The sequence below is a fragment of the Cytobacillus sp. MT66 genome, assembly GCF_058792595.1.
The window spans coordinates 137,657-160,288 of the sequence record NZ_JBXAFB010000003.1; the positions used below are offsets into that span (position 1 = coordinate 137,657).

Below are 22,632 nucleotides of genomic sequence, written 5' to 3' on the forward strand. Positions count from 1 at the left end.
TAACCTTTAAAGTAATCATTCTTTTCTTTTCAAAAAAGAAGCACTCAAAATAAGAATGTCTTATTAAGATTAATGTATTTCACCATATTTTCCTGTTTAAATCGTCTATTTCCTTATGCAAGCTTCCAACTTGATCATTAATCTGTGAAGATATTTGCCTTGCCATTTCTTGTTGATATAGCATGTTTTGTTCCAATTGTTCTGAGACTCTGCTTTGTGCCTGCAGCATTTCATTATGCCGCTTTTTCTCTTCTAAAACTTGAATAGCTTCTTTTAAGGTGCTAGCCTGTCCATAATAAGACAGAATAGTTGTTAATTGACCCAAATCCTTTTCATTTACATATGCTTGAGGAATACGTAAATTTTTATAGATATCGTAAGTTGCATGTTGAATAGACAATTGTAATTTTCTTATTTTTTCCTTATTTTCCTCAATCTGATTTAACTGTTTGTTTCTTTTTAATATACTTGATTCAACTTTTCTTTTGTAGGCATTACTATCACTAATCAATATATAAATTATACCAATTGTTGCTAAACAACTCAGAACAAGAGAGATGTATTTAATAATTGAAATACTTTCCACTTGAAATATCCCTAAAATTTCTAATACCAATAAGATAATAAATATTGCAACATACGAAACAAGATATCCCCCTATAAAAGTCCCCACTACAATCATAAAGATAAATAAATAATCCTTTATTCCAGATTGCACTTCTTTGATTTCGGGATCTACATGATTTAAGGAACGTAACTCCGATTCAGTTCTAGATCTTTTCCTGAGAAGGAATAGAATACGTTCAATTTCCCTTAAAGTCTCTTCTTTAGACAAATCCTCTGACATGTGTTCACCTCTTATATGTAATAAATGGATAATAATACTAATATACTATATTTTATAAAATTTTGTTAAGAATTTCTATATTTATTAAACCTTATCCCTAAGTATAATGAACTAAAAGGTATATTTAAAAAGTCTAGTTCGAATACAAATAACTATTTGTTATTACCTTCCAGTTCTGCAACATAAAAAAGCACCCAACTTAATGGATGCCATGTTTTTTCTCAACTAACTGTATGATTTGTAAGTTTTGTCTCTTTGTTTAACTAATTTTAACTCTAATGTTATATTACCTTTGGGATTTAACTTATTACTTCTTAAAACATTAAAAAAGGACCACCTTTACAAGATAGTTCCCATTGTAAAAGTAGCCTTGATTTGAAATGATGAAAGTAGACCAGATTTGATAAATTTTCCGAGAAAAAGATTCACTTTTCTATAAATAGGTCTTATTAGTTTTCATCAAAGAAAATCAATCTAAAAACATTGATAAATCAACGTTTCATTATTTCATCTGCTTATTCATAGCCTGCATCATTTGATTGATTTTCTTTTGCGATGGCTTCATGCCCATTTGCATCATCATCATTTTTAACATTTGTTCATTAATTGGCGGATTTTTCTTTAGGTAGCTCATCATGTATTTACGAGCAATGAAAAATCCTAGTGCTACACCGGCAAGCAAAGCCAGAATACCAACTAGAATATAAGTCCACATTCAATTTTTCCTCCTTCGTGTTGTCTATCATTCAGTGTACTAGACCAAAGGATATTATACAATATTTGCTTTGAAAAAAATCTCTCATTTTTATACGAATTTCCTTTCTTTGATTGGTTTTAGCCACCCGTAGCGATGATGCTTTAAATCAATGGCCAGAAAGGAAGATTCTGCTTTTCTTAAGACCTCAAAAAAGATCGTTTCTGCTTCATAACTGCCCGAGGCCTCTAAGATGAGACATTTATCTTTTATTTCAAGCCTAGCTCTGCTTCTTTTTCCCATTTCTATATAGTATGTCCCATTTTCGTACAAAAAACCTTTTTGATGATATAGCTGCTGATTTATATATTGATGAAGTCTCAATGCTGGTATCGGTTTAGTAATAAATTGAATTTGTTTTAATAGAATGTTTTTCAAATAGCCATTTGATTTTTCAAATTCATCGAATAACTGAAAAAACATTCTTTCCCTGCCAAAGTAATGGGTAGCGAATTCTTCTTCAATTAAGTATAACTGATAGGCCCTCATTCAAACCTCTCCTCTTTGGACAAACCCCTTTCTTCCCATTATAAAGAAGCGGATTTAAAGATTGTGTCTGAAGGTGTCAAAAACTTTCGCTAATTTTGTCGAAAAATAGAAGTATGACCAATAGGAGGATTCAGTTTTATGTTAGCCTAACAAAAGGGAGAGTCCCTTTTTAGACTCTCCCCTGAAAAGTATCTTAGTTATTCAACAATTGTTTTACACGGTTCACTACATTAGCAACGGTAAAGCCGTATTCTTCGATGATTTTTTCGCCTGGAGCAGATGCACCGAATTGATCGATCGCTAACACATCTCCCTCATCTCCGGCATACCGATGCCAGCCAAGGGAAGAACCCATTTCAATAGCCAAGCGTTTTTTCACAGTTTTCGGAAGAACACTTTCTTTATATTCTTTCGATTGTGCCTCAAAACGATCCCATGACGGCATGCTAACAACCGATGCTTGAATACCTTCTGCTTCTAAAGCCTTCTGTGCAGCAACAGCTAAATTAACCTCAGAGCCGGAAGCAATTAATAAAGCATCAGCTTCTCCGCTGCTTGCCGGTGAAACCACATATGCACCTTTTGAAACACCTTCATAGGCTCTTGCATCAGTACCGCTAAGTGTTGGCAAGTTCTGACGTGTTAATACTAAAGCAGTTGGTTTGTCTGTTGATTCAACTGCTAATTTCCAAGCTGCTGCTGTTTCATTTCCGTCAGCCGGACGAATGACGGAAAGATTCGGCATTGCACGAAGAGAGGCAATCTGCTCAATTGGTTCATGTGTCGGTCCGTCTTCACCAACAGCGATACTATCATGTGTAAATACATAAGTAACTGGAAGTCCCATTAACGCAGCAAGTCTTACAGCTGGACGCAAATAATCAGAGAAGACAAAGAATGTTCCGCCAAATACTTTTAACCCGCCATGCAGCGCCATTCCATTAAGGGCTGCTCCCATGGCAAATTCACGCACACCAAACCAAATATTTTTGCCATCAAAGGCTTCAGGTGAATAATCTCCCCCGCCTTTAATGGTTGTTTTGTTGGAGCCAGCAAGATCTGCAGATCCCCCAATGAAGAAAGGAAGATTCTTGGCGATTGCATTTAGTGCTTCACCGGAAGATGCACGGGAAGCAAGGCTTTTTCCTTCTTCATATACTGGAATGTCCTTATCCCAGCCTTCTGGAAGGCTGCCATTGATTGCAAGTTCTAGCTGGGAAGCAAGTTCCGGGTGCTTATCCTTATATTGCGAGAATAAGTCGTTCCACTCTTGTTCCGTCTTAGCACCTTTTTCTGCCACATGTTTCCTAAATTGCTCGTATACTTCTTCAGGCACATGGAAGTCTTGATCGAAGGTCCAATTATAAGATTCCTTGGTTAACTTTAATTCGTCTGCACCAAGCGGAGCACCGTGTACATCAGATTTACCAGATTTATTCGGTGAGCCATAGCCAATAATCGTTCTTACTTCAATCATCGCAGGACGATTTTCATCTGCTTTGGCCTCTTCAATGGCTTTTGAGATTTCGGATAGATCATTTCCATCCTCAACACGCAAGTATTGCCATCCGTAAGACTTAAAACGCTGTTCAACACTTTCAGAGAAGGATTTATTTAAATCGCCATCAAGTGAGATATCATTTGAATCATATAGAACGATTAATCTGCCAAGCTTTAAATGCCCTGCAAGTGATGCAGCTTCTGCAGATACCCCTTCCATCAAATCTCCATCTCCGCAAATGCTGTATGTATAGTGGTCAACTAGCGGAAAGCCTTCTTTATTATAAACGGCTGCTAAATGACGTTCAGCCATCGCCATTCCCACTGACATGGCAATGCCTTGTCCAAGGGGACCTGTTGTAGCATCAACGCCTGGTGTATGGCCGTACTCTGGGTGTCCCGGTGTTTTGCTTCCCCACTGTCTGAATTCCTTAATATCTTCCATTGAAACATCATAACCAGAAAGATGAAGAAGGCTGTATAATAGCATGGAACCATGACCAGCTGAAAGTACAAAACGATCACGGTTAAACCACTTAGGATTTTTCGGATTATGGTTCATAAACCTTGTCCAAAGTGCATATGCCATCGGCGCTGCACCCATAGGCATTCCAGGATGACCGGAATTTGCCTTTTCAATTGCATCAATAGATAATGTCCTAATAGAACTTATCGATAAAGCATCATTTTGATCAAACATTTTGTCCAATCCCTCCGCGAGTAATAATTACTCTTTAATATTATAGGCAGCCTTTGCCTAATACAACAAATTGTATCAAATTTTGCAAAAAAAGTCGGTTTGTCTAGTAATATTATCTAAAAGGTATCTAAATATGTAAAAAGGGCATACAAATGCATGTATCCCTTCTATTAATTAATGTAAATTTTTCTTTTGGATATTTTTTAACTTTTGAGGTGTAACATCTTGTCCATTTGGATCAATTATGGTTACCCCTTTTAAGGTGGTTAGCATGGAGGAACGAAATGTTTCTAAATATTCTCTGCGCAGGGCAGATTGCTCTTTCGCTTCTTCTTTTGTTAGCCCTGATTCCTTAGCCTTCTTTGCCAGAAAATTAATACGATCAAGTTTGGTTTTTGGCAGCATTTTCAAGCTCCTTATTCTAGAATTACTTAGAGCAAATCGTTCTCGCAGATTTACTCAAGGTCATGTTACTAGAAAAGAGTGATATTTACAAGAAACTTAACCTGATTTGAAGAGAATGATCTGCTTTTATTCTATAGATGAAGCTGTATATTCCTGATATCTTCTATGTACAGTTGCTTTGGATATCACATATCCAAAACCTCTTAGTGTAGCGGCTATTTCAGCGAATGTCAGACCATTCTGCCGGAGCCTGATGATTTCTTCGATAGGTGCTTCAATCCTTTCACGTCCAGAGTGAATACCTAAATTGGAAAGGTTTCTTTCAGGTTTATAGCCATTTCTGACAGCTCTTTTCATCCCTCGTTTAATTTTTATATTATGCAGCTTTCTTTGATACTCCTCTACCATACTAACTATATTTAATACCATGGAATCAGAATCGGAAAGCAGCAGCTCGCCATGATGAGAAATGGTATATAGCTGTACACCTTCTTTTAAAATACAGTGGAGAATGGCGATTTTTGCATTTCCCCTGCCAAGTCTCGTTTCATCTTGTATTAGTACTGCATTAATTTTCTGTTCCTTTATTATCGAGAGAAGCTCAAGTATTCCTTCCCGTTCTAAATCATAGCCGCTTGCCTGTTCGCGGATAATTTTAATGATTTGAAAGTCCATTTGGCTGGCCAATTTGTTTAACTCTTCTTCCTGCCTAGCTAATGATGTTTCTTGTGATTCTTTTGTTGTGCTGACACGGCAGTAAATAATTGCTTTCATGTAGTCCCCTTCTATAAATTATTATTTTAAGCTTGCCAGTTCTGTCCGGGTCTCATTTACTTGAATTACCGGTATAATGATCTCTTCGCCTGGATAAATTCTTCCATCTGCAATACCATTATTGTTTTGAACCCAGTGAATAAAGTCATTAATGGCTAATGTATGTTCATTTGAATATTCTTCAGCAATTTTCCAAAGAGAATCGCCTTCGTTAACAGTAATTTTAATATAATTTTCACTCTCCGGGCTATCTATTTGAAGGGAAAGCATAAATGCAGCTAATAGACTGATGGCAAATAAAACAATAGTATAAGAGTATTTGTTCCATAAATATTTCATTATCTTCACCTCATACGGAATATACGTTCGCTTTTTATATTTTTATTTTAACCAGAACATTTGTTTTGTGTCAAGAAAAATTCGAACTTATGTTTGTACTGTTTGGTAAAAGATGCTATACTTATGGTAAGAAAAACAGCCGAGGTGTAATGCGATGGTTAAGTTATCTAAAAGGCAGCAGGATATATTAGATTTTATTAAAGAAGAGGTTAAGCTAAAGGGCTATCCGCCTTCTGTCAGAGAAATTGGGGAAGCTGTCGGACTTGCCTCTAGCTCCACGGTTCACGGTCATCTTTCAAGACTTGAAAGCAAAGGATTAATCCGCAGGGACCCCACGAAGCCGCGGGCAATTGAAATACTAGATTTAGAAGATCCTCAGCAAATACCAGATTATCGTGTAATTAATGTCCCGATCGTAGGAAAAGTAACAGCTGGACAGCCTATTACAGCAATTGAAAATGTCGAGGAGTACTTCCCGCTTCCGGAAAGATTCGCTCCATCGGACGAACAAATTTTCATGCTTGAAGTCATGGGTGAAAGTATGATTGAAGCAGGAATACTAGATGGAGATTATGTTATAGTCAAGCAGCAAAGCACGGCCAATAACGGAGAAATCATCGTTGCAATGACCGAGGACGATGAAGCTACGGTCAAGCGTTTTTTCAAAGAAAAGGAGTGGATCAGACTTCAGCCTGAAAACTCCACAATGGAACCTATTATTCTTCGGAATGTCTCCATTTTAGGGAAGGTTATCGGGGTATATCGTCATATTCACTAGAAAAAAGGGATGCATCTAGCATCCCTTTTTTTATATCCAATTTTACAAAAGGCTTGCTTATCATGCTAATCCTTCCACCTGGAGTATAGGTATTATTACTGCCGTTTAATGAATTATATGCCCCTCTATTAAAGCAAAAGCAAAATAGTCCTATTCTATTCAGATCCCTTTTATATGTAAATGACATGGATGAACTTGATTATCTTAATCAAACTTTAACAAACCATTTTTAAAATAACTATAGAAGGAGTGAGGACTATGAATGATATTGGAATATATTTTGCATTAGCTGGCGGAGTGCTGTCTTTTTTCTCTCCCTGTGTGTTTCCCCTCTTGCCTGCCTATATCACCCATTTAACAGGCGGAAAAATTGAGGACTCAAAGCTTGAAATCAACCGTTCAAAACTTTATTTTCGATCTATGGGCTTTATCATTGGTTTTAGTATTATTTTTATTGCACTTGGAGCTTCTGCCAGTTTTATTGGAAAGTTATTAATGGAGTATCGGTTAATAATTATGCAGATTGCGGGTTTACTAATTATCGTATTTGGTCTGCAGATGGCTGGATTGCTGAAATTTAAGTTTCTCATGAAAGAAAAAAGATTTCAGCCTAAACAAAAATCCAAAAGCATATTTAGTTCAATATTACTTGGGATGGCTTTTGCCAGCGGGTGGTCTCCTTGTGTGGGACTTGCTTTATCATCCATACTATTATTAGCAAGTTCATCGGATACTCTTACTCAAGGGATCTTTCTTTTAGCTGCCTATTCAATTGGAATGGCTATTCCATTTCTTATCATATCAGTTGTTATATCCTATTCTTTAAAGACAATGAGAAAAATTAATAAATTACTATCAAAATTAGCTTTTATTAATGGGATGGTCATGATTATGCTTGGTTTCCTAGTGTTAAGCGGGCAAATGCAAAAAATAAGTGCTTGGTTATCAGCTTATAGTTTATTTCAGCTTTAGAAAAGGGTGATTACTTGATTAACACTAACCTTATCGGCAAATCAGTATTAGTAGTTGAAGACGATGCAAAAATCCGTAATCTCGTTAGAATCTACCTAGAAAAGGAAGGATACGAAGTCATTGAAGCTAAAGATGGGTATGAGGCAAAAGAAAAAATTGAAATACTTGATCCCTGTATTTTAATATTAGATCTTATGTTACCTGGTATTAGCGGTGAAGAAATTTGCACTTGGGTGCGTGAAGATTTAAAAAGTCTAATGCCAATCATTATGCTCACTGCTAAAGTAACGGAAAAAGACCGTATAAAAGGGTTTAAATTAGGCGCAGATGATTACGTAGTCAAACCATTTAGTCCTGCTGAATTGATGGTACGCATTGAAGCAGTATTGAGAAGAACTGCCAGCCGATGCGGAAAGCTTACTTTTACAGGTTTCACTATTAAGCCTGCAAAAGGAGAAGCTTTGATTAATGGTGAACAAATAAACTTAACTCAGTTTGAGTTTAAACTTCTTCACACCTTCATGCAGCATGCAAATCAGATCTTATCAAGGGAACAAATTTTGCAGTATATTTACGAAAATAATGAAAAAGCCGTATCTGACCGCACCATTGATGTTCATATTAAGCATCTACGTGAAAAAATTAAGGAAAAGACACCTAAAGATTATATTCAAACTGTAAGAGGAATGGGGTATAAATTTGTGGGCCATTAAAAAAGTTTCCAAGTCAAACCTTCTATTAAAGTTAGTGTTTTTAAATAGTATTGTAATCCTTCTCGTGATCCTTTTTGCCGGCTTATCAGTTAAAAATTATGCCTGTTTTTTGGTTAATTCAGAAGATATGACTGGACAGGTCCTTGTTCATACCTTAGATGGCTATTTATTTAAAGTTAGTGTCCTTGCATTTTTTATCGCGGGTTTATTTCACTATATTACCGTAAAAAAAATCATCAAGCCGATTAAGCAATTGTCCTCAGCAGCCAAAGAAATTAAAGAAAGAAATCACCCCACAAAAGTCCATATAGCTGCCTCAGGTGAAATGAAGGACCTTATTGAGAACTTTAATTCCATGGCCGATACACTCCATAAGGTACAAGAACAGCGAGAAGAAATGCTTCGAGATATTGCCCATGAGCTTCGCACACCATTAACAAATATAAATGGCTATCTCGAAGCTCTCCAAAATAAGGTGATTGAAGGAAACTCAGAATTATTTGGCTCACTTTTAGAGGAATCTCGGCGAATTACAGGAATTGTTGAACTAATTACTGAACTCAATTCTTGGAATAATGGCGTCTATTTTTTAGAAAAACCCTTTGAACATGTCGAAATCGATAAAACACTATCAGAATCAATAAAAGTTTTTCATTTGAGAATGGAAGATAAGTTTTCAGAAACAAGCTTTCAGATAGAATCTGGAATTATTGAGGGTAATAAAAACGGCCTGATGCAAGTTTTTACAAATATTTTTCAAAATATCCTTGATTATAACGCTGGAGATAAACTTGAAGTTACCGGTCAAATTAATAATGATCAATATTTAATTACCTTTTCTCATATCGGTCAATCCATAGATCCTGAGAAAAAGGATCTAATCTTTGAACGTTTTTACCGCCTCGACGAATCCAGAAGTACAAGGTCAAGTGGCGCTGGCCTTGGACTTGCCATTGCCAAAAGCATAATAAGTGCTCACAGAGGACATTTAGGACTGGACACAGATGGAACCTCCCATACTTTTTGGATCAAGCTTCCCTTAATAAAAAAATAACTCGCAAGTTACTTTTCTAAATTAATTCTTAATCATTCCTTAACATACTGGATTCATAATCCAATTGAAAGGGAGTGTTTATATGAGGTTCACAATTGATAAAGATGGTGTCATTGGCCATTTAGACTTTGACCAGCTGCAAATTTCTACTAATGAAAAAGTGGGGTTTCGTCCATTTGAGCTTTTTGTCTCCTCTTTAATTGGATGCAGCGGGATGTTGCTAGAAAAGATTCTCGTAAAAAAAAGGCATGCTTACATGAATATAGAGATGGAAGTTTCCGCTGTCAGAAACCCTGATCAGACCAATCGAATCGAACAAATAACTATTATTGCTTATGTTCAATCAGAAAAGATCATTTCTCCTCAGCAAGGCGAACAATTAGCTGCGCTGGTAGTTCGAAATTGCGGAATGATTCAGTCAGTCATTGAATCCATTGATATCACTTTTACGATTAAACATTCAACACCGAATGACGATCAATGACCTATCTGAATGTTGGCAGCATTACCATTCCTGCCGTTTGGATAGCCATATTTATTACACTTTTTATTACTCCACTCATTTATAGAATTTTATATAAAAAAAAGGTTGAAGATTGGTATTGGAATGGGTTTTTCTTTTATATTCTTGTTTGGAAATTAAGCTATATCGTGTTTAATCTAAAAATGTTTTTAGACATGCCCCTGTCCATTATCTATTTTAATGGAGGGACAAAAGGCAATATTCTTGGCTTGGCCGTTCTTTCATTTTATCTGTTTTTTATTGCAGCAAAAAAATACCGTTCATTTTATGAACACTCGGCTCAAATATTCCTCCTTTACTATATCATCTATGAAGCTGTTGTTTCTTTACTAGAACAAAAAGCCATTGAAGGGTTATGCCACTCCATTCTATTAATAGGGTATTTGCTCTTACTCTATTATTTAAAAAAGAACAAGCTGCGTCTATCAGCTCAGCTCTTTATAGTCGTTTTCTTATCAGAACTAATGATTATGAGCATATTCAGTTCTTTTTCCTCAAAGGTGGTATTAACCTTTTCATGGATCGGCTGCACCATTCTAATTGCATTTATAAAAAGTAATGAGGAGGACACTAAACTTGATTAAAAATCTATTATCCATCGTTATTATTATCCTAGCAGCAGCGATTTTCATCCTGAACATATGGAATCCGTTTCAAGAAGAAACAAATAATAATGATCCTGTTAATCCTGCAGAAGACATTTCTGCCAATGAAAACATTCCAGGGGCTGATCTTTCTGAGGTACAGGAAGGAAAAGCTGCTCCAGACTTTAAATTAGGATCTTTAAATGGTGAGACAGTAAGCCTTTCTGATTATAGAGGAAAAAAAGTAATTTTAAATTTTTGGGCTACATGGTGTCCGCCGTGTAAAGCCGAGATGCCGCATATGCAAAACTTCTATGAAAAAAATGCAAATGAAGGTATTGAGATTGTTGCTGTAAACCTTACTAATATTGATAATGGTCAGGAGGCCATTGAGTCCTTTGTCGCCGATTACGGGCTTACCTTCCCTATTCTTCTTGACAAGGAAGGTATGATTGGCCCACAATACCAAGCGTTCACGATTCCTACCAGCTATATCATCGACTCTAATGGAATCATTACAAAGAAAGTAGTTGGCCCAATGAATGAAGACACGATGATCAATTTAACGAAGGATATTGAATAAAAAAGAAAAATATAAAAAGAAGAAGACGTATTCCAGTCTTCTTCTTTTTTCTACCTTTGCTATGTTGTTATACATTGTTGATTTTCGTGAAGGTATGAGATTTCAATTAAAACGGAATTTTACCGTTTATTTTTCCGAACACAGTGTAAATCAGGATTCAGTAATACCAGATCCTATAATTTAAACTAATAGAACTTCCATTAGCCCTTTTTAATCCAAAATTTTAAAACTCCATTTTCTTCTTCATGTTTGATAAGTTCATGGCCGCCAGATTTTGCCCATGCAGCCAGGTCATTTTTTGCCCCTTTATCTGTCGCATAAATTTCTAGAACATCACCTGAAGCTAATTCATTTATTGCCTTTTTTGTTCTCACGATTGGCATTGGACATGCTAAGCCTTTTGCATCTAAAATTTTTGCTGCTTCCATTATTTCTATTCCTCCTTAAATATGTTAATTATCTAACAGCGCAACGGTTTGGTCCGATTTCCATTTCCCGTTGTTTTTCCTCATCCGGGCTGATTTTCCCCATATTCGTTTGGCGAATTTCTTGGTATGCATTTGGCTGTGGCGGCAGATTCTCAGTCACCAATTTTCTAAATTCGTTTTCATCTTCAATATTTAAACCGTGATTTTTAGCAAATAATGTACCTAATTTTTCTGATACACTGCCATCATCGTTTAATTCATCGATGATCATAAAGTGAGCAGGAAGAACCACTAGTTCTTCTGAAAGCTCTCTGTAACGAGAATAAAGGCTTTCACGCAGATCCGCTACCCAGTCTTCAGCCATTCCTGCTAAATCAGGTCTTCCAATCGAATCGATAAATAAGATATCTCCTGAAAGAAGAAACTTGCCATCCACAACAAATGATGTAGAACCAATTGTGTGTCCTGGTGAGTATAAAGCGTGAATATCAATGGCTGTATTGCCGATAGTTACCACGTTACCACCCTCTAATGGGCTATATTCGAATGTTACCTCAGTTGCATCCTTTGGCGGCAGCCAATATGTTGCCCCAGTATTCTCAGCAATAACTCTTCCGCCAGAAATGTGGTCAGCATGCAGGTGAGTATCAAATACATGGGTAATTTGCGCCCCAATTTCTTTTGCAAAATCAACATAAATATCAGTCATTCGAGTGGCATCAATGATAGCTGCCTCGCCGTTGGAAACCACCATATAGGATAGACATCCTTTTCCGATTCGGACGAATTGATAAATTTCACCGCCATCAGTTAACTCTCCTACTTTTACAGGCTCAAGGTGTTCACTCCATGCTTTCATGCCGCCTTGTAAATAGGACACTGTTAAGTCTTGTTCAGATAGCATTTCTGCCACCATGACAGAAGATCCTTCCTTTGCACATACCACTAATATTTCCTTATCGGCTGGAAGCTTATCCAATATGCCTTCTACCCCATCCAGCAATTCAAAATATGGGATATTTAAGTAATCAAAATTTTCCCCTTCAATTTTCCAATCATTAAAATCACTTTCATTACGAACATCAAGAATAAATAATTTTTCTTTATTAAAAACTTTTTTTGTCACTTGTTTTGAAGTCATTACTTTTACAGTCATCAACTTTTACCCCCTATGGTATATTTTAAATTAAAAAAATAATGTTTTTACTTGTTCAAAGAAACCGTTTTTCCTGTCCACTCACTCATACCTGGTACGACATTTATTACTTTAGCAAAACCTTTATCTGCTAGTTTTTGAGCCGCAAGGTCGCTGCGGTTTCCTGTTCGGCACACCACATAGATCTCATCATTTTTGTTTAATTCATCTAAGCGATCTTCTAATTCTCCTAAAGGAATGGAAATAGCGTTAGGTATATGGTTAAAGGCGTATTCTGCTGCTTCTCTTACATCTATAAGCACAATGTTAGTATTCGTTTCTAACTTTTGATTAAGTTCTTCATTATCGATGACATTAAGATGTTTTCTTTCCACTGAACCATCATTGGAAGATTTTCTTAGGTAATGCTTTAGGACTTCTCCCTCTTCGATGGTCCCAAGATACTGATGACCTGAACTTTTTGCCCAAGCCTGAATATCAGCTTTTGATCCCTTATCTGTTGCCTGAACTTCCAAAACCTGACCAGATTCAAGATTATTCATTGCCTTTTTTGTTTTAACAATCGGCATTGGGCAGGCAAGCCCTTTTGCGTCCAATAAAAAGTCTGTTTTTAATGATTCCATTTTTTAAAAAACCTCCTATTATTACTCATACAGGTATTAAAAGCTTCCCAGCAGCAAAAATTACTCCTTGTTTCCTTCCCAATGAAGCATCCCGCCAGCCATATTAATGACATTAAACCCATGACTTTCAAGAAGCTGACATGCGCGGCCGCTTCTTCCTCCAGAACGGCAAACCATGATGTATTCTTTAGATTTATCTAATTCATGCATACGGAATTCTAATAATCCAAGTGGAATATGAATGGCTCCTGGAATTTTTCCTGTTTCTACCTCATCCACTTCTCTAACATCGATAAGATTTAAGTTTTTTCCTTCCTTTAAAAAATTTTCAACTTCCTTAGCTGTAAATTGTTTCATTTTAAATTCCTCCCTTTATGATCTCCAGGCGCTCAATCCGCCCTTTACATTTGTCACTTTTGAAAACCCTAATTTTTTTAATATTTTAGTGGCCTTTTGACTTCTCATGCCGCTTTGACAAATAACAATGACTTCTTTGTCTTTTGACAGTTCCTTTTCTGCCTTTTGCGAAAGATGATGGAGCGGAAGATTTTTAAATCCTCCAATGCTATTTCCCTTGAATTCTCCCGGAGTTCTAACATCAATAAATTGCTTGCTGTGATCTTTCAGTTCACTTTTTAATTCTGCTGTTGAAATCTGTCTGACTCCTTTAGTAGGAACCATCCGTTTTATGATGAGAAATAGGAAAAGAGCGATGATTATATAATTTAGATATTCCAAACCTAGACCCTCCTTATTTAGGGGAAATTCTGTATTTAGATAAACAGGTTCACATTGCCTTCTTCAGCATCGGCTAAATAGGCTGCGACACCGGCGTATTCTATATTATCCAGCAGTTCTTCTTGCTGAAGGCCTAACAAATCCATTGTCATTGTACATGCCACTAATTTAATTTCCTGTTCTTGCGCCATTTCAATTAATTGCGGCAGCGGCACAGCATTATGCTTTTTCATCACATCTTTAATCATTTTAGGACCGAAGCCCGCAAAGTTCATTTTGGAAAGCCCCATTTTATCTGCACCCTTAGGCATCATTTTTCCAAACATTTTTTCCATGAAACTTTTTTTCACTTGGATATTCTCATCTTTTCGCAAAGCATTTAATCCCCAAAATGTATGGAAAATCGTTACTTCATGGTCATAAGCAGCTGCACCATTTGCAATAATGTAAGCCGCCATTGCTTTGTCATAATCCCCGCTAAATAAAATGATTGTTGTCTTTTTCTTTTCCGACATTTTATGCCTCCTGTTTTTACCCTGTAGGGTATGTTAAATTCTAAAAAAATTATCCTTTTTTGATCCAAAACCTTAATACATCATTTTCTTCTTCATAATTCAAAAGCTCATGCCCGCTTGATTTAGCCCATGCAGCAAGGTCATTTTTTGCACCTTTATCTGTTGTAAGAATCTCTAGCACTTGACCAGATTCAAGTTCATTCATGGCTTTTTTTGTTTTTACGATTGGCATTGGACATGCTAATCCTTTTGCGTCTAATATTTTATCAGAAGTCATTTATATTACCTCCACGTTTTTATTTCTTACCATTACCCCTATGGGTATATTACTAAATAAAAAAAAGAATGTCAACCGTTATTTTTATCTGCTTTTTACAAGCAAATTAACAGCTTCTTTAATCAATTCATCCGCTTGTTCTCCCTTTTTTTCCGCATCAAGGACACATTCAACCAAATTTGAACTTACGACCACGCCTACAGTTCGATCAACCGCCGATCGAACGGCTGACAACTGTGTGATCACCTCTTTACAATCTTTATTTTCTTCCATCATTTTCAAAATTCCTCTGAGCTGGCCTTCCATTCGCTTTACCCTATTTTTAATTTGATCATTATATTCCATGAGAATACTCCTCTCCATTCCTCGTTTGCTCTTTACATTTTTTACAGTCTGTTAACATATAGCCTGTTACTTGAAATCCTTTTTTTCTAAGGAATCGAATGCTTATATTTTTTTCGAGATTGTCGGAAGCTACAACAAATATTTTCACACGGGATATTTCCTGATAATATCTTTTCATATATCCTACTGGAATGTTCATCGCCTTTAATACCGGGTCCTTATATGACTGGTTGTAATCTCTAACATCTACAATTTGTATAGAATCGTCGTTGACCTTTAATGTGTTAAAACACTGAACTCCCCTGACAGGAAAATATCTATAATATGTTAATACAATAATGATGATTAGTGCTATAATAAAAAATATCATTTTTATACCTCATTTAATTTTTGATAAGAAAATTACTGACAAGCACAATGTTATACCCTTATAGGTATATTGTCAACACCTTTCCTTCCGATTCACAGGAGTAAGTTTACTCTTAAGTTTCAGTTAATTTTATAATTGCAACAAAAAAACCCTCAACACCATTGGTATTGAGGGTTTTCATTTTAGTACATGCTCATATATTGTTCTCTTTCCCAAGGATGGACTTGGGTACGGAACATGTCCCATTCGATTTCTTTTGCTTCAACAAAGTGTTCGAAAATATGCTCCCCTAATGCAGAAACAATGACTTCATTTTGTTTTAGTAATTCTAAAGCTTCTGCTAATGTGGAAGGAAGATCAATAATTCCTTCTGCCATTCTTTCAGCCTTACTCATCACGTAGATATTGCGGTCAACAGATGCTGGCGGCGTTGATTGGTTCTTAATGCCATCTAATCCTGCTTTTAGCAGAACAGCCAGTGCTAAGTATGGATTTGCTGCTGGATCTACACTTCTTACTTCCACGCGTGTGCTGACTCCTCTAGATGAAGGAATACGGACAAGCGGTGAGCGGTTTTGTCCAGACCATGCTACATAGCAAGGGGCTTCGTACCCTGGAACTAACCGTTTATAGGAGTTAACTGTCGGATTGGTTACAGCTGTAAAACTAGTTGCATGCTTTAGAATCCCAGCAATAAACTGGCGGGCAGTGTCACTCATCTGCAGATCCCCTGTTTCATCAAAGAACGCATTTTTTCCATTTTTGAATAAGGACACATTGCAGTGCATCCCAGATCCAGCTACACCGAATAATGGCTTAGGCATAAATGTCGCATGCAGGCCATGCTTGCGGGCAATTGTTTTAACCACTAATTTGAATGTCTGAATTTGGTCACATGCTGTTACTGCATCAGCATATTTGAAATCAATTTCATGCTGGCCTGGTGCCACTTCATGGTGTGAAGCTTCAATTTCAAAACCCATTTCCTCAAGCTCTAACACGATATCACGGCGGCAGTTCTCACCTAAGTCTGTTGGGGCAAGGTCAAAGTATCCTCCATTATCATTCAGATCAAGCGTTGGCTCTCCATATTGATCTAATTTGAAAAGGAAGAATTCTGGTTCAGGTCCAAGATTGAAATCAGTGAATCCCATGTCTTCCATTTCTTTTAAAACTCTTTTCAAATTGCTGCGCGGATCGCCTTGGAAAGGTGTGCCGTCTGCATTATAAACATCACAGATCAAGCGGGCAACTTTGCCCTTTTCAGCTGTCCATGGAAAAACAACCCATGTATCTAGATCAGGAAATAAGTACATATCTGATTCTTCAATGCGGACAAACCCTTCAATGGAGGAGCCGTCAAACATCATTTTATTGTCTAATGCTTTTTCAAGCTGACTGATCGGAATTTCCACATTCTTAATCGTTCCTAAAATATCAGTAAACTGTAAACGAATGAATTTTACATTTTCTTCTTCCGAAATTCGTATAATATCGTCTTTTGTATACTTTGACATATCTTATGCCCTCCTAGGATGAAAGTTTTAATGATAAAAACGGCTGATTCCTGATTGCTGCTGGGAATGCAAGTTGAACCTCCCAGCCTGTACCAATTCTTTCCTTAGAATTTTCCTAAGTTTGTCATTGGTTACTTCCTTAAATTCTTTTTCTTCTTCCTGTATACTTGCTAGCTCATGTGAATATTTTTCGGCAAAGATCTGTTTGATGCCGGCTATATTCACACCCTGGTCCAGCAAGTCTTTAATCTCAAGAAGCTTATCAATATCATTTAAGGAAAACATTCGACGATTACCTTCTGTTCTTGCTGGTGAAATTAGTTGATGCTCTTCGTAATATCGAATTTGTCTTGCTGACAGTTCTGTTAACTGCATAACCGGTCCAATTGGAAAAAGCGGCATGGAACGCCTAATGTTGCTCCCAGTCACTTATTTCCCCCCTTAAACCAATCTTTCTTTTTATTTTTCTACTATAAAGCAATGTTAGGTTTGTTGTCAACCTCATGTTAGGTTTTCTGACATAGGATTTTTAAACAAGTTTTAATTAAGGTTTAAATACGATGTATCTCCACATAATATTAAAAACTCCATTATACAGAGGGGATTTATGCGATGATATTCAGAAAAAGGATATCGAAAAAGGAACATGAAAATTTGCCATTGAACAATTGGGAAAATCTGCAGCCCTTTTCTATCGAAAATATTAAAAAACAAATGAATCATACTGAAGATTTAAAAGATCGGGAAATTCATATCAATGGTGTTTCTTATATTATTCTTTACCTGTCTCCTTTGGTGGATCAAGAAAAGTTGGAATCAAAAGTAATTAAGCCACTTATAAAAATGGAGAACAATGATATTTTGAACGAATTATACAGCAAGGATATCAAGAATATTTCTAATAATGAGAAAGCGGTAAGAGGGTTATTAGATGGGAATTGTTTGCTCATTAAAAAAGAAGACTCTCAGGAAGGTTTCTTATTGGATGTAAAAGCATCAATGGGAAGAGAAGTTTCCGAAGCTCTTATAGAAAAAGCGATGCTTGGCGCACATGAAGGGTTTGTTGAAAGCCTTAACAAGAACATCTATTTGCTGCGGAACCGGGTTAAAATGCCCGGGTTTACAGTTAAAAAGTATAGCTTAGGCACAAAATCCCCTACGGATGCATGCTTATTGTATGTGGATCAATTGGTGGATCCTGAAATTTTAAATACAGTTGAAAAACGATTAACAAGCATAAGTCTTGATTTTATCCGGTCGCCAGGTGATATACAGGACTGTATTGAAGAACAAACATTCTCTCCATTCCCCCAACTTTTAGACACGGAGCTTCCGGAACGCGCTGCTTGCAATCTGAAGGATGGGAAAATAGCCATAGTGATCGATGGAAGTCCCAAAGCATATATTTTACCAGCTACTTTTACTATATTTTTCCAATCCCCCGATGATTATGCAAGCCGATGGGAATTAGGTTCTTTTTTCAGGCTCCTTCGATTAACTGGTTATATTAACGCTTTAATATTGCCAGCTCTTTATGTAGCGATTGTTACATTTCATTACGAGGTCATTCCTACAGAGCTTGTTTATTCATTTCAATCAACTTTAAGCTTTGTACCTGTAAAGCCAATCATAGAATTGCTGGGCATGCAATTCACCTTCGAATTATTAAGAGAGGCATCCATCCGTTTACCGGCTTCTATTGCCTCTACATTTGGAATTGTTGGTGCTTTAGTTGTTGGAACATCAATGGTTGAAGCAGGATTTGTTTCCTATGGAGGCTTAATTGTTGTAGCATTAACTGCCGTCTCTTCTTTTGTTCAGCCTAATATAGAGATGAGCAGTTCTATACGTGTCCTTGGATTTCCTTTAATGATCTTAGCAGGAATCTTCGGCTTTCTCGGAATTATGGTGGGCGTTTTATTAATCTTAATCCATCTTTCCCGTCTCACTTCTTTTGGTGTTCCCTATTTTTCGCCTTTTGCCCCCCTTAATGTACATGAATTGAAAGATACAATCATCCGTGCCCCTGTATGGATGAAGGGGGATCGGCCAAAAAGCTCATCTCGAATTCATAAGGTGAAAATGGAAAGAGAGTGGAAATTAAATGATGGTGAAGACCCGTATTAATCAATCGGAATTATTTTTTTTATTGGTGCAAACTATGGTGGGGATAGGGATATTATCCTTACCCTTCCATACCTATAAAAGTGCACAACATGATGGCTGGATCGCTGTTTTGATTTCAGGATTTGCTTTTCAGCTAGTTATATTGCTTTTGTGGCTTTTATGTAAACGCTTCCCCCATCTTACTTTATTTGATTTTAGCAAAATTATTTTGGGCAGGACATTCGGTAACTTCATTAATATCCTTTATATTGTCTATCTGCTTATCATTGTTAGTTATACCTTTATCGTCATTGATGATATTTTCGTTCGATGGATTTTCCCCGGTACACCAAAGATTGTATTGCTTTTCTTAGGTATGGTTGTTCTCATTTATGGATGTATTGGGTCGATAAGAAGCATGGTGTATTTATTTTCTTTCCTGTTTATATTCATTTTATTTTTATTTTTTATTACCCTTCTTACTTTTCAGGATCCACACTTTGATTTTCGTTATCTTTTTCCTATTGGATCAAGTGGCGTCTGGAAGATTCTTAAGGGCATGAGAGAAACCTTTCCAGCCTTTACAGGATATGAAACATTGCTTATTTATTTTGCTTTTGTCAAACACCCTAAAAGCTTCTCAGCAATGAAAGGAGCACTTTTTGCTATTTTTTTTGTAACCGTGCTTTATACCTATATTGTTATTATCGCTACGATCATGTTTAGCCCTGCCGAAATAAAAATTATTCCCGAACCTGTTCTCTACATGCTTAGAACGATTGATATACATGTATTACAACGTTTAGATTTAATATTTTTATCGATTTGGGGGATCATCATTGCAACTACTTTTCTAAGTTACGCCTATTTGGGAAGTATGGGAATTAGCAAATTATTATGCGTGAAACATAGTATTGCTGTTATTTTTTCTAGCGCAGTGGTTCTTATCGTATCTATTACTTTTCATTATTACATAGAAATTATCAATTTTAGAAAATGGGCGGAGATATTAAACTTGACCTTTGGCATTCTAATTCCTGCACTTCTTCTTCTCATTGCTATTATCTTTAAACGGGAGGCATCATACGGCTATGAAGAAAAGTAAACTGGTCCTGCTCCTCTTTTCTCTAACACTATTAACAGGCTGCTGGGATGAAAGATTACTGAAAGATGTTCGAACCGTTTACTTATCAGGCTTCGACTTGGATGAGAAAGGAGAATATCTGACTACTGTAGTGATCCGAAATTTAAATATTAGCAAGTCTAGCAGAGGAGAAATGTCTATCACGAATGAAGTAGTATCTGGAAAAGGAAAAAATATAAGGGAAACAAGTTTAAAAATTGATCAAAGTGTACCTGGCATATTTGATCCGGCTAAAGGAAGAACGGTCATTTTAGGGAATGATATTGCAAAAGCTGATATTTTCAATGTTTTAGATTCGTTTTATCGGGACCCAAGAATCAATGTAAACTCTAAAGTGGCTGTTACTTCCGGCAGTGCCAATAAACTAATTCAGCACTTGAGTGAAAAGGAAATGGAAAAAGCAGAATACTTTTTTGAAATGATTAAAAGCAGTGAAGTTATGACTGAGATTCCATCAGTAACAGCTGAAACGATTTGCACTTATATGCTTGATGAAGGAAAGGATTTCTTTCTTCCCTACTTAGAAATAGATGAGGTAGATCAAACGGTAAAAGTGAAGGGAACTGCACTTTTTCATGACCGGAGCTTTACAGGTGAATATCTTTCCGTTGATGAAAGTAAGTTATTATTACTTTTTATGGATAAAAAGTCCAGAAAAACTATATTTACACATATTATTGAACAGCCAACAGACACAGCCTTGAGTTATGATGTGAAAAGAGTGTCAAGAGATCTAAAAATTAGGAAAAGGGATAAAGTCAGTGTTGATTTATCTCTTCAACTCGATGTAGAGGTTGTTGATTTCCCAGAAGATCATTTAAATAATCAGAAAATGATAAAAGATCTAAATCGGCAATTATCAAGACAAGTTTCGAAAAATGCAGAGGCTCTTTTTAAGAAACTTGCAAACCACCAGAGCGATATTCTTGGATTAGGCAGAGAATTAATCGCCTATCATCCATCGATTTGGAAAGAAATAAAAGGAAAAAATTATTATGAAAATATTGAGGTGAACCCTAAGGTAAAAATTAATATTATCGGCAGCGGTATTACTTTATAATAGCTAAAAAAACAGCAGCTCAGACCTTGTAAATAAAAAGTTTAGCTGCTGTTTTTATTAATTTTTTTATACTAATCCTTTTTCTAATAAATGGTTTAATGCTGTGCAGATAGCTATTTTTACGTGGGAGTATGTGAGTCCCCCTTGTACGTAAGCGACGTATGGCGGGCGGATTGGGCCGTCTGCGGATAACTCGATGCTGGCGCCCTGGATGAAGGCGCCGGCAGCCATGATGACGTCATCTTCATAGCCAGGCATTGGGCTTGGATATGGAGTCACATGGGAGTTGATCGGTGCTGCATATTGAATCGCCTGGCAGAAGGCAATCATTTTCTCACGGTCATCAAATTGTACGGACTGGATTAAATCCGTTCGTTTATCATTCCATTTGGGCGATGAATTCATTCCCATCTGATCGAGCATGGCTGCAGTAAAGACTGCACCCTTTAAAGCCTGGCCGGTAATATGTGGAGCCATGAAGAATCCCTGATACATTTCCTGCAGGCTGTAAAGACTTGCCCCCGCTTCCGCTCCTATACCAGGAGAAGTCATCCGGTAAGAACAGGCCTCTACCCATTTTTGGCTGCCTACAATATATCCGCCCGTTTTCGCAAGGCCGCCGCCAGGATTTTTAATCAATGAGCCTGCCATTAGATCTGCTCCGACATGGCATGGTTCCTGGTTCTCCACGAATTCTCCATAGCAGTTATCAACAAAAACCACTACATCGTCCTTTACCTCTTTGACGAATTGGATCATCTCTTCAATTTGTGAAATCGTAAAAGATGGTCTTGTCGCATAACCTTTTGAACGCTGAATGCCAATCATTTTCGTATTTGGTTTGATTGCCTTTGCTATCGCTTGAAAATCCACATTTCCCTCTTCAGTCAGTGCCACACTGTTATACGAAATGCCAAATTCCTTTAATGAGCCAACCCCTGTGCCCCGAATGCCCACGATTTCTTCCAATGTGTCATAGGGTTTTCCTGTTATGTACAAAAGCTCATCACCTGGGCGAAGAACGCCGAATAAGGCAATGGAAATGGCATGTGTGCCGGAAATAATTTGCGGTCTTACAAGTCCTGCTTCACCGCCAAATACTTCTGCATAAATTTCCTCCAATGTATCTCTGCCCATATCATCATATCCATAACCTGTGGTCGGAATGAAATGTGCATCACTCACTCGATGATTTTGAAAGCTCTTTAACACTCGATATTGATTTTCATCTATTCGTTCATCGATTTCTGTTAGTACGGGTGCAATTTGCTGCTCCACCTCTTTAACTATCGGCTGCAGCTTTTCCCCATTTGATAATTGTTGAATCATGGTGTTCTC

General features: G+C 36.9%; 29 protein-coding genes. 10 read left to right on the top strand and 19 right to left on the bottom strand.

The genetic code is table 11. The annotated features are described in order from the left end of the window. Nucleotides 1-79: 79 nt before the first annotated feature. The 7 genes from AC1Q59_RS06630 to yneA form a co-directional block, all read right to left on the bottom strand. Nucleotides 80-847 (bottom strand): hypothetical protein, encoded by a 768-nt coding sequence (locus AC1Q59_RS06630; RefSeq protein WP_492365009.1) that lies wholly within the window; start codon nt 845-847, stop codon nt 80-82. Nucleotides 848-1,349: 502 nt separating this feature from the next. Next, on the bottom strand, nt 1,350-1,562 hold the full coding sequence (locus tag AC1Q59_RS06635; RefSeq protein WP_492365010.1) for a YneF family protein: 213 nt from the start codon (nt 1,560-1,562) through the stop codon (nt 1,350-1,352). Between the two features lie 90 nt (nt 1,563-1,652). Next, a complete protein-coding gene (gene sirA, locus AC1Q59_RS06640; protein ID WP_492365011.1) occupies nt 1,653-2,090 on the bottom strand; it encodes a sporulation inhibitor of replication protein SirA in 438 nt (145 codons plus the stop codon). 193 nt (nt 2,091-2,283) lie between these two features. Continuing rightward, entirely contained in the window at nt 2,284-4,290 is a 2,007-nt protein-coding gene (tkt, locus tag AC1Q59_RS06645) for a transketolase (RefSeq protein WP_492365012.1), read from the bottom strand. 174 nt (nt 4,291-4,464) lie between these two features. Then, entirely contained in the window at nt 4,465-4,695 is a 231-nt protein-coding gene (locus AC1Q59_RS06650) for a DUF896 domain-containing protein (protein ID WP_492365013.1), read from the bottom strand. Between the two features lie 126 nt (nt 4,696-4,821). Then, on the bottom strand, nt 4,822-5,469 hold the full coding sequence (locus AC1Q59_RS06655; RefSeq protein ID WP_492365014.1) for a YneB family resolvase-like protein: 648 nt from the start codon (nt 5,467-5,469) through the stop codon (nt 4,822-4,824). A gap of 21 nt (nt 5,470-5,490) precedes the next feature. After that, nucleotides 5,491-5,808: a cell division suppressor protein YneA gene (yneA, locus tag AC1Q59_RS06660; protein ID WP_492365015.1), complete on the bottom strand. Its 318-nt coding sequence runs from the start codon at nt 5,806-5,808 to the stop codon at nt 5,491-5,493. Between the two features lie 154 nt (nt 5,809-5,962). On the opposite strand from yneA, the gene lexA reads away from it, so the two are divergent. The 7 genes from lexA to AC1Q59_RS06695 all read left to right on the top strand — a co-directional run bounded on the left by lexA (nt 5,963) and on the right by AC1Q59_RS06695 (nt 11,015). After that, nucleotides 5,963-6,586 (top strand): transcriptional repressor LexA, encoded by a 624-nt coding sequence (lexA, locus tag AC1Q59_RS06665; RefSeq protein ID WP_492365016.1) that lies wholly within the window; start codon nt 5,963-5,965, stop codon nt 6,584-6,586. Between the two features lie 258 nt (nt 6,587-6,844). After that, nucleotides 6,845-7,558, top strand: a complete 714-nt coding sequence (locus AC1Q59_RS06670) for a cytochrome c biogenesis CcdA family protein (RefSeq protein WP_492365017.1) — start codon at nt 6,845-6,847, stop codon at nt 7,556-7,558. 14 nt (nt 7,559-7,572) lie between these two features. After that, nucleotides 7,573-8,271 (top strand): response regulator transcription factor, encoded by a 699-nt coding sequence (locus tag AC1Q59_RS06675; RefSeq protein WP_492365018.1) that lies wholly within the window; start codon nt 7,573-7,575, stop codon nt 8,269-8,271. Then, a complete protein-coding gene (locus AC1Q59_RS06680) occupies nt 8,258-9,325 on the top strand; it encodes a HAMP domain-containing sensor histidine kinase (protein WP_492365019.1) in 1,068 nt (355 codons plus the stop codon). The genes AC1Q59_RS06675 and AC1Q59_RS06680 overlap by 14 nt, the downstream gene beginning before the upstream one ends. Nucleotides 9,326-9,407: 82 nt before the next feature. Continuing rightward, the gene (locus AC1Q59_RS06685; RefSeq protein WP_492365020.1) at nt 9,408-9,809 is read left to right on the top strand and encodes an OsmC family protein; all 402 of its coding nucleotides are present in this window, start codon (nt 9,408-9,410) and stop codon (nt 9,807-9,809) included. After that, nucleotides 9,806-10,432 (top strand): hypothetical protein, encoded by a 627-nt coding sequence (locus tag AC1Q59_RS06690; protein WP_492365021.1) that lies wholly within the window; start codon nt 9,806-9,808, stop codon nt 10,430-10,432. The genes AC1Q59_RS06685 and AC1Q59_RS06690 overlap by 4 nt, the downstream gene beginning before the upstream one ends. After that, nucleotides 10,425-11,015 (top strand): peroxiredoxin family protein, encoded by a 591-nt coding sequence (locus tag AC1Q59_RS06695; protein ID WP_492365022.1) that lies wholly within the window; start codon nt 10,425-10,427, stop codon nt 11,013-11,015. The genes AC1Q59_RS06690 and AC1Q59_RS06695 overlap by 8 nt, the downstream gene beginning before the upstream one ends. A gap of 200 nt (nt 11,016-11,215) precedes the next feature. Here AC1Q59_RS06695 and AC1Q59_RS06700 read toward each other — a convergent pair whose 3' ends face one another. The 11 genes from AC1Q59_RS06700 to AC1Q59_RS06750 all read right to left on the bottom strand — a co-directional run bounded on the left by AC1Q59_RS06700 (nt 11,216) and on the right by AC1Q59_RS06750 (nt 17,413). Further along, nucleotides 11,216-11,443, bottom strand: a complete 228-nt coding sequence (locus tag AC1Q59_RS06700) for a sulfurtransferase TusA family protein (RefSeq protein ID WP_492365023.1) — start codon at nt 11,441-11,443, stop codon at nt 11,216-11,218. 28 nt (nt 11,444-11,471) lie between these two features. Then, nucleotides 11,472-12,599, bottom strand: coding sequence for an MBL fold metallo-hydrolase (locus tag AC1Q59_RS06705; RefSeq protein ID WP_492365024.1), 1,128 nt, complete (start codon nt 12,597-12,599; stop codon nt 11,472-11,474). A gap of 47 nt (nt 12,600-12,646) precedes the next feature. Continuing rightward, nucleotides 12,647-13,222 (bottom strand): sulfurtransferase TusA family protein, encoded by a 576-nt coding sequence (locus AC1Q59_RS06710; protein WP_492365025.1) that lies wholly within the window; start codon nt 13,220-13,222, stop codon nt 12,647-12,649. A 60-nt stretch (nt 13,223-13,282) separates the two neighbouring features. Then, nucleotides 13,283-13,579 carry a rhodanese-like domain-containing protein gene (locus AC1Q59_RS06715; protein WP_492365026.1) on the bottom strand — a complete coding sequence of 99 codons (297 nt, stop codon included), beginning with the start codon at nt 13,577-13,579 and terminating at the stop codon, nt 13,283-13,285. Between the two features lie 15 nt (nt 13,580-13,594). Next, nucleotides 13,595-13,960: a rhodanese-like domain-containing protein gene (locus tag AC1Q59_RS06720; RefSeq protein WP_492365027.1), complete on the bottom strand. Its 366-nt coding sequence runs from the start codon at nt 13,958-13,960 to the stop codon at nt 13,595-13,597. 35 nt (nt 13,961-13,995) lie between these two features. Further along, entirely contained in the window at nt 13,996-14,475 is a 480-nt protein-coding gene (locus tag AC1Q59_RS06725) for a DsrE/DsrF/DrsH-like family protein (RefSeq protein WP_492365028.1), read from the bottom strand. Nucleotides 14,476-14,524: 49 nt separating this feature from the next. Further along, nucleotides 14,525-14,752 carry a sulfurtransferase TusA family protein gene (locus AC1Q59_RS06730; protein WP_492365029.1) on the bottom strand — a complete coding sequence of 76 codons (228 nt, stop codon included), beginning with the start codon at nt 14,750-14,752 and terminating at the stop codon, nt 14,525-14,527. Between the two features lie 84 nt (nt 14,753-14,836). Beyond that, nucleotides 14,837-15,097 carry a metal-sensitive transcriptional regulator gene (locus AC1Q59_RS06735; protein WP_492365030.1) on the bottom strand — a complete coding sequence of 87 codons (261 nt, stop codon included), beginning with the start codon at nt 15,095-15,097 and terminating at the stop codon, nt 14,837-14,839. Next, nucleotides 15,087-15,467, bottom strand: coding sequence for a rhodanese-like domain-containing protein (locus AC1Q59_RS06740; RefSeq protein ID WP_492365031.1), 381 nt, complete (start codon nt 15,465-15,467; stop codon nt 15,087-15,089). Before AC1Q59_RS06740 ends, AC1Q59_RS06735 begins: the two co-directional genes overlap by 11 nt. Nucleotides 15,468-15,649: 182 nt before the next feature. Beyond that, on the bottom strand, nt 15,650-16,984 hold the full coding sequence (glnA, locus tag AC1Q59_RS06745) for a type I glutamate--ammonia ligase (RefSeq protein WP_492365032.1): 1,335 nt from the start codon (nt 16,982-16,984) through the stop codon (nt 15,650-15,652). Nucleotides 16,985-17,011: 27 nt separating this feature from the next. After that, a complete protein-coding gene (locus tag AC1Q59_RS06750) occupies nt 17,012-17,413 on the bottom strand; it encodes a MerR family transcriptional regulator (protein ID WP_492365033.1) in 402 nt (133 codons plus the stop codon). A 183-nt stretch (nt 17,414-17,596) separates the two neighbouring features. Here AC1Q59_RS06750 and AC1Q59_RS06755 point away from each other — a divergent pair, with 183 nt between their 5' ends. From AC1Q59_RS06755 to AC1Q59_RS06765, 3 genes are read left to right on the top strand one after another with little or no spacing between them, the layout of a single operon-like run. After that, nucleotides 17,597-19,111, top strand: coding sequence for a spore germination protein (locus AC1Q59_RS06755; RefSeq protein ID WP_492365034.1), 1,515 nt, complete (start codon nt 17,597-17,599; stop codon nt 19,109-19,111). Further along, complete coding sequence (locus AC1Q59_RS06760) at nt 19,089-20,195, top strand: GerAB/ArcD/ProY family transporter (RefSeq protein WP_492365035.1); 1,107 nt, start codon at nt 19,089-19,091, stop codon at nt 20,193-20,195. The genes AC1Q59_RS06755 and AC1Q59_RS06760 overlap by 23 nt, the downstream gene beginning before the upstream one ends. Continuing rightward, on the top strand, nt 20,182-21,294 hold the full coding sequence (locus AC1Q59_RS06765; RefSeq protein ID WP_492365036.1) for a Ger(x)C family spore germination protein: 1,113 nt from the start codon (nt 20,182-20,184) through the stop codon (nt 21,292-21,294). Before AC1Q59_RS06760 ends, AC1Q59_RS06765 begins: the two co-directional genes overlap by 14 nt. A 66-nt stretch (nt 21,295-21,360) precedes the next feature. Here the strand turns inward: AC1Q59_RS06765 and AC1Q59_RS06770 are convergent, their stop codons facing one another. Then, nucleotides 21,361-22,623, bottom strand: a complete 1,263-nt coding sequence (locus tag AC1Q59_RS06770; RefSeq protein WP_492365037.1) for a methionine gamma-lyase family protein — start codon at nt 22,621-22,623, stop codon at nt 21,361-21,363. Between the last annotated feature and the right edge of the window lie 9 nt (nt 22,624-22,632).

Excerpts from the sequence above, each read along its gene's own strand:
- AC1Q59_RS06760 (WP_492365035.1), top strand. The coding sequence starts at position 19,089 with ATGATGGTGAAGACCCGTATTAATCAATCGGAATTATTTTTTTTATTG.
- AC1Q59_RS06670 (WP_492365017.1), top strand. The coding sequence starts at position 6,845 with ATGAATGATATTGGAATATATTTTGCATTAGCTGGCGGAGTGCTGTCT.
- AC1Q59_RS06700 (WP_492365023.1), bottom strand. The coding sequence starts at position 11,443 with ATGGAAGCAGCAAAAATTTTAGATGCAAAAGGCTTAGCATGTCCAATG.
- tkt (WP_492365012.1), bottom strand. The coding sequence starts at position 4,290 with ATGTTTGATCAAAATGATGCTTTATCGATAAGTTCTATTAGGACATTA.
- AC1Q59_RS06705 (WP_492365024.1), bottom strand. The coding sequence starts at position 12,599 with ATGACTGTAAAAGTAATGACTTCAAAACAAGTGACAAAAAAAGTTTTT.
- AC1Q59_RS06755 (WP_492365034.1), top strand. The coding sequence starts at position 17,597 with ATGATATTCAGAAAAAGGATATCGAAAAAGGAACATGAAAATTTGCCA.
- sirA (WP_492365011.1), bottom strand. The coding sequence starts at position 2,090 with ATGAGGGCCTATCAGTTATACTTAATTGAAGAAGAATTCGCTACCCAT.
- AC1Q59_RS06650 (WP_492365013.1), bottom strand. The coding sequence starts at position 4,695 with ATGCTGCCAAAAACCAAACTTGATCGTATTAATTTTCTGGCAAAGAAG.
- AC1Q59_RS06690 (WP_492365021.1), top strand. The coding sequence starts at position 9,806 with ATGACCTATCTGAATGTTGGCAGCATTACCATTCCTGCCGTTTGGATA.
- AC1Q59_RS06630 (WP_492365009.1), bottom strand. The coding sequence starts at position 847 with ATGTCAGAGGATTTGTCTAAAGAAGAGACTTTAAGGGAAATTGAACGT.
- AC1Q59_RS06655 (WP_492365014.1), bottom strand. The coding sequence starts at position 5,469 with ATGAAAGCAATTATTTACTGCCGTGTCAGCACAACAAAAGAATCACAA.
- AC1Q59_RS06725 (WP_492365028.1), bottom strand. The coding sequence starts at position 14,475 with ATGTCGGAAAAGAAAAAGACAACAATCATTTTATTTAGCGGGGATTAT.
- glnA (WP_492365032.1), bottom strand. The coding sequence starts at position 16,984 with ATGTCAAAGTATACAAAAGACGATATTATACGAATTTCGGAAGAAGAA.
- AC1Q59_RS06770 (WP_492365037.1), bottom strand. The coding sequence starts at position 22,623 with ATGATTCAACAATTATCAAATGGGGAAAAGCTGCAGCCGATAGTTAAA.
- AC1Q59_RS06765 (WP_492365036.1), top strand. The coding sequence starts at position 20,182 with ATGAAGAAAAGTAAACTGGTCCTGCTCCTCTTTTCTCTAACACTATTA.
- yneA (WP_492365015.1), bottom strand. The coding sequence starts at position 5,808 with ATGAAATATTTATGGAACAAATACTCTTATACTATTGTTTTATTTGCC.
- AC1Q59_RS06735 (WP_492365030.1), bottom strand. The coding sequence starts at position 15,097 with ATGGAATATAATGATCAAATTAAAAATAGGGTAAAGCGAATGGAAGGC.
- AC1Q59_RS06740 (WP_492365031.1), bottom strand. The coding sequence starts at position 15,467 with ATGATATTTTTTATTATAGCACTAATCATCATTATTGTATTAACATAT.
- AC1Q59_RS06715 (WP_492365026.1), bottom strand. The coding sequence starts at position 13,579 with ATGAAACAATTTACAGCTAAGGAAGTTGAAAATTTTTTAAAGGAAGGA.
- AC1Q59_RS06710 (WP_492365025.1), bottom strand. The coding sequence starts at position 13,222 with ATGGAATCATTAAAAACAGACTTTTTATTGGACGCAAAAGGGCTTGCC.
- AC1Q59_RS06730 (WP_492365029.1), bottom strand. The coding sequence starts at position 14,752 with ATGACTTCTGATAAAATATTAGACGCAAAAGGATTAGCATGTCCAATG.
- AC1Q59_RS06685 (WP_492365020.1), top strand. The coding sequence starts at position 9,408 with ATGAGGTTCACAATTGATAAAGATGGTGTCATTGGCCATTTAGACTTT.
- lexA (WP_492365016.1), top strand. The coding sequence starts at position 5,963 with ATGGTTAAGTTATCTAAAAGGCAGCAGGATATATTAGATTTTATTAAA.
- AC1Q59_RS06635 (WP_492365010.1), bottom strand. The coding sequence starts at position 1,562 with ATGTGGACTTATATTCTAGTTGGTATTCTGGCTTTGCTTGCCGGTGTA.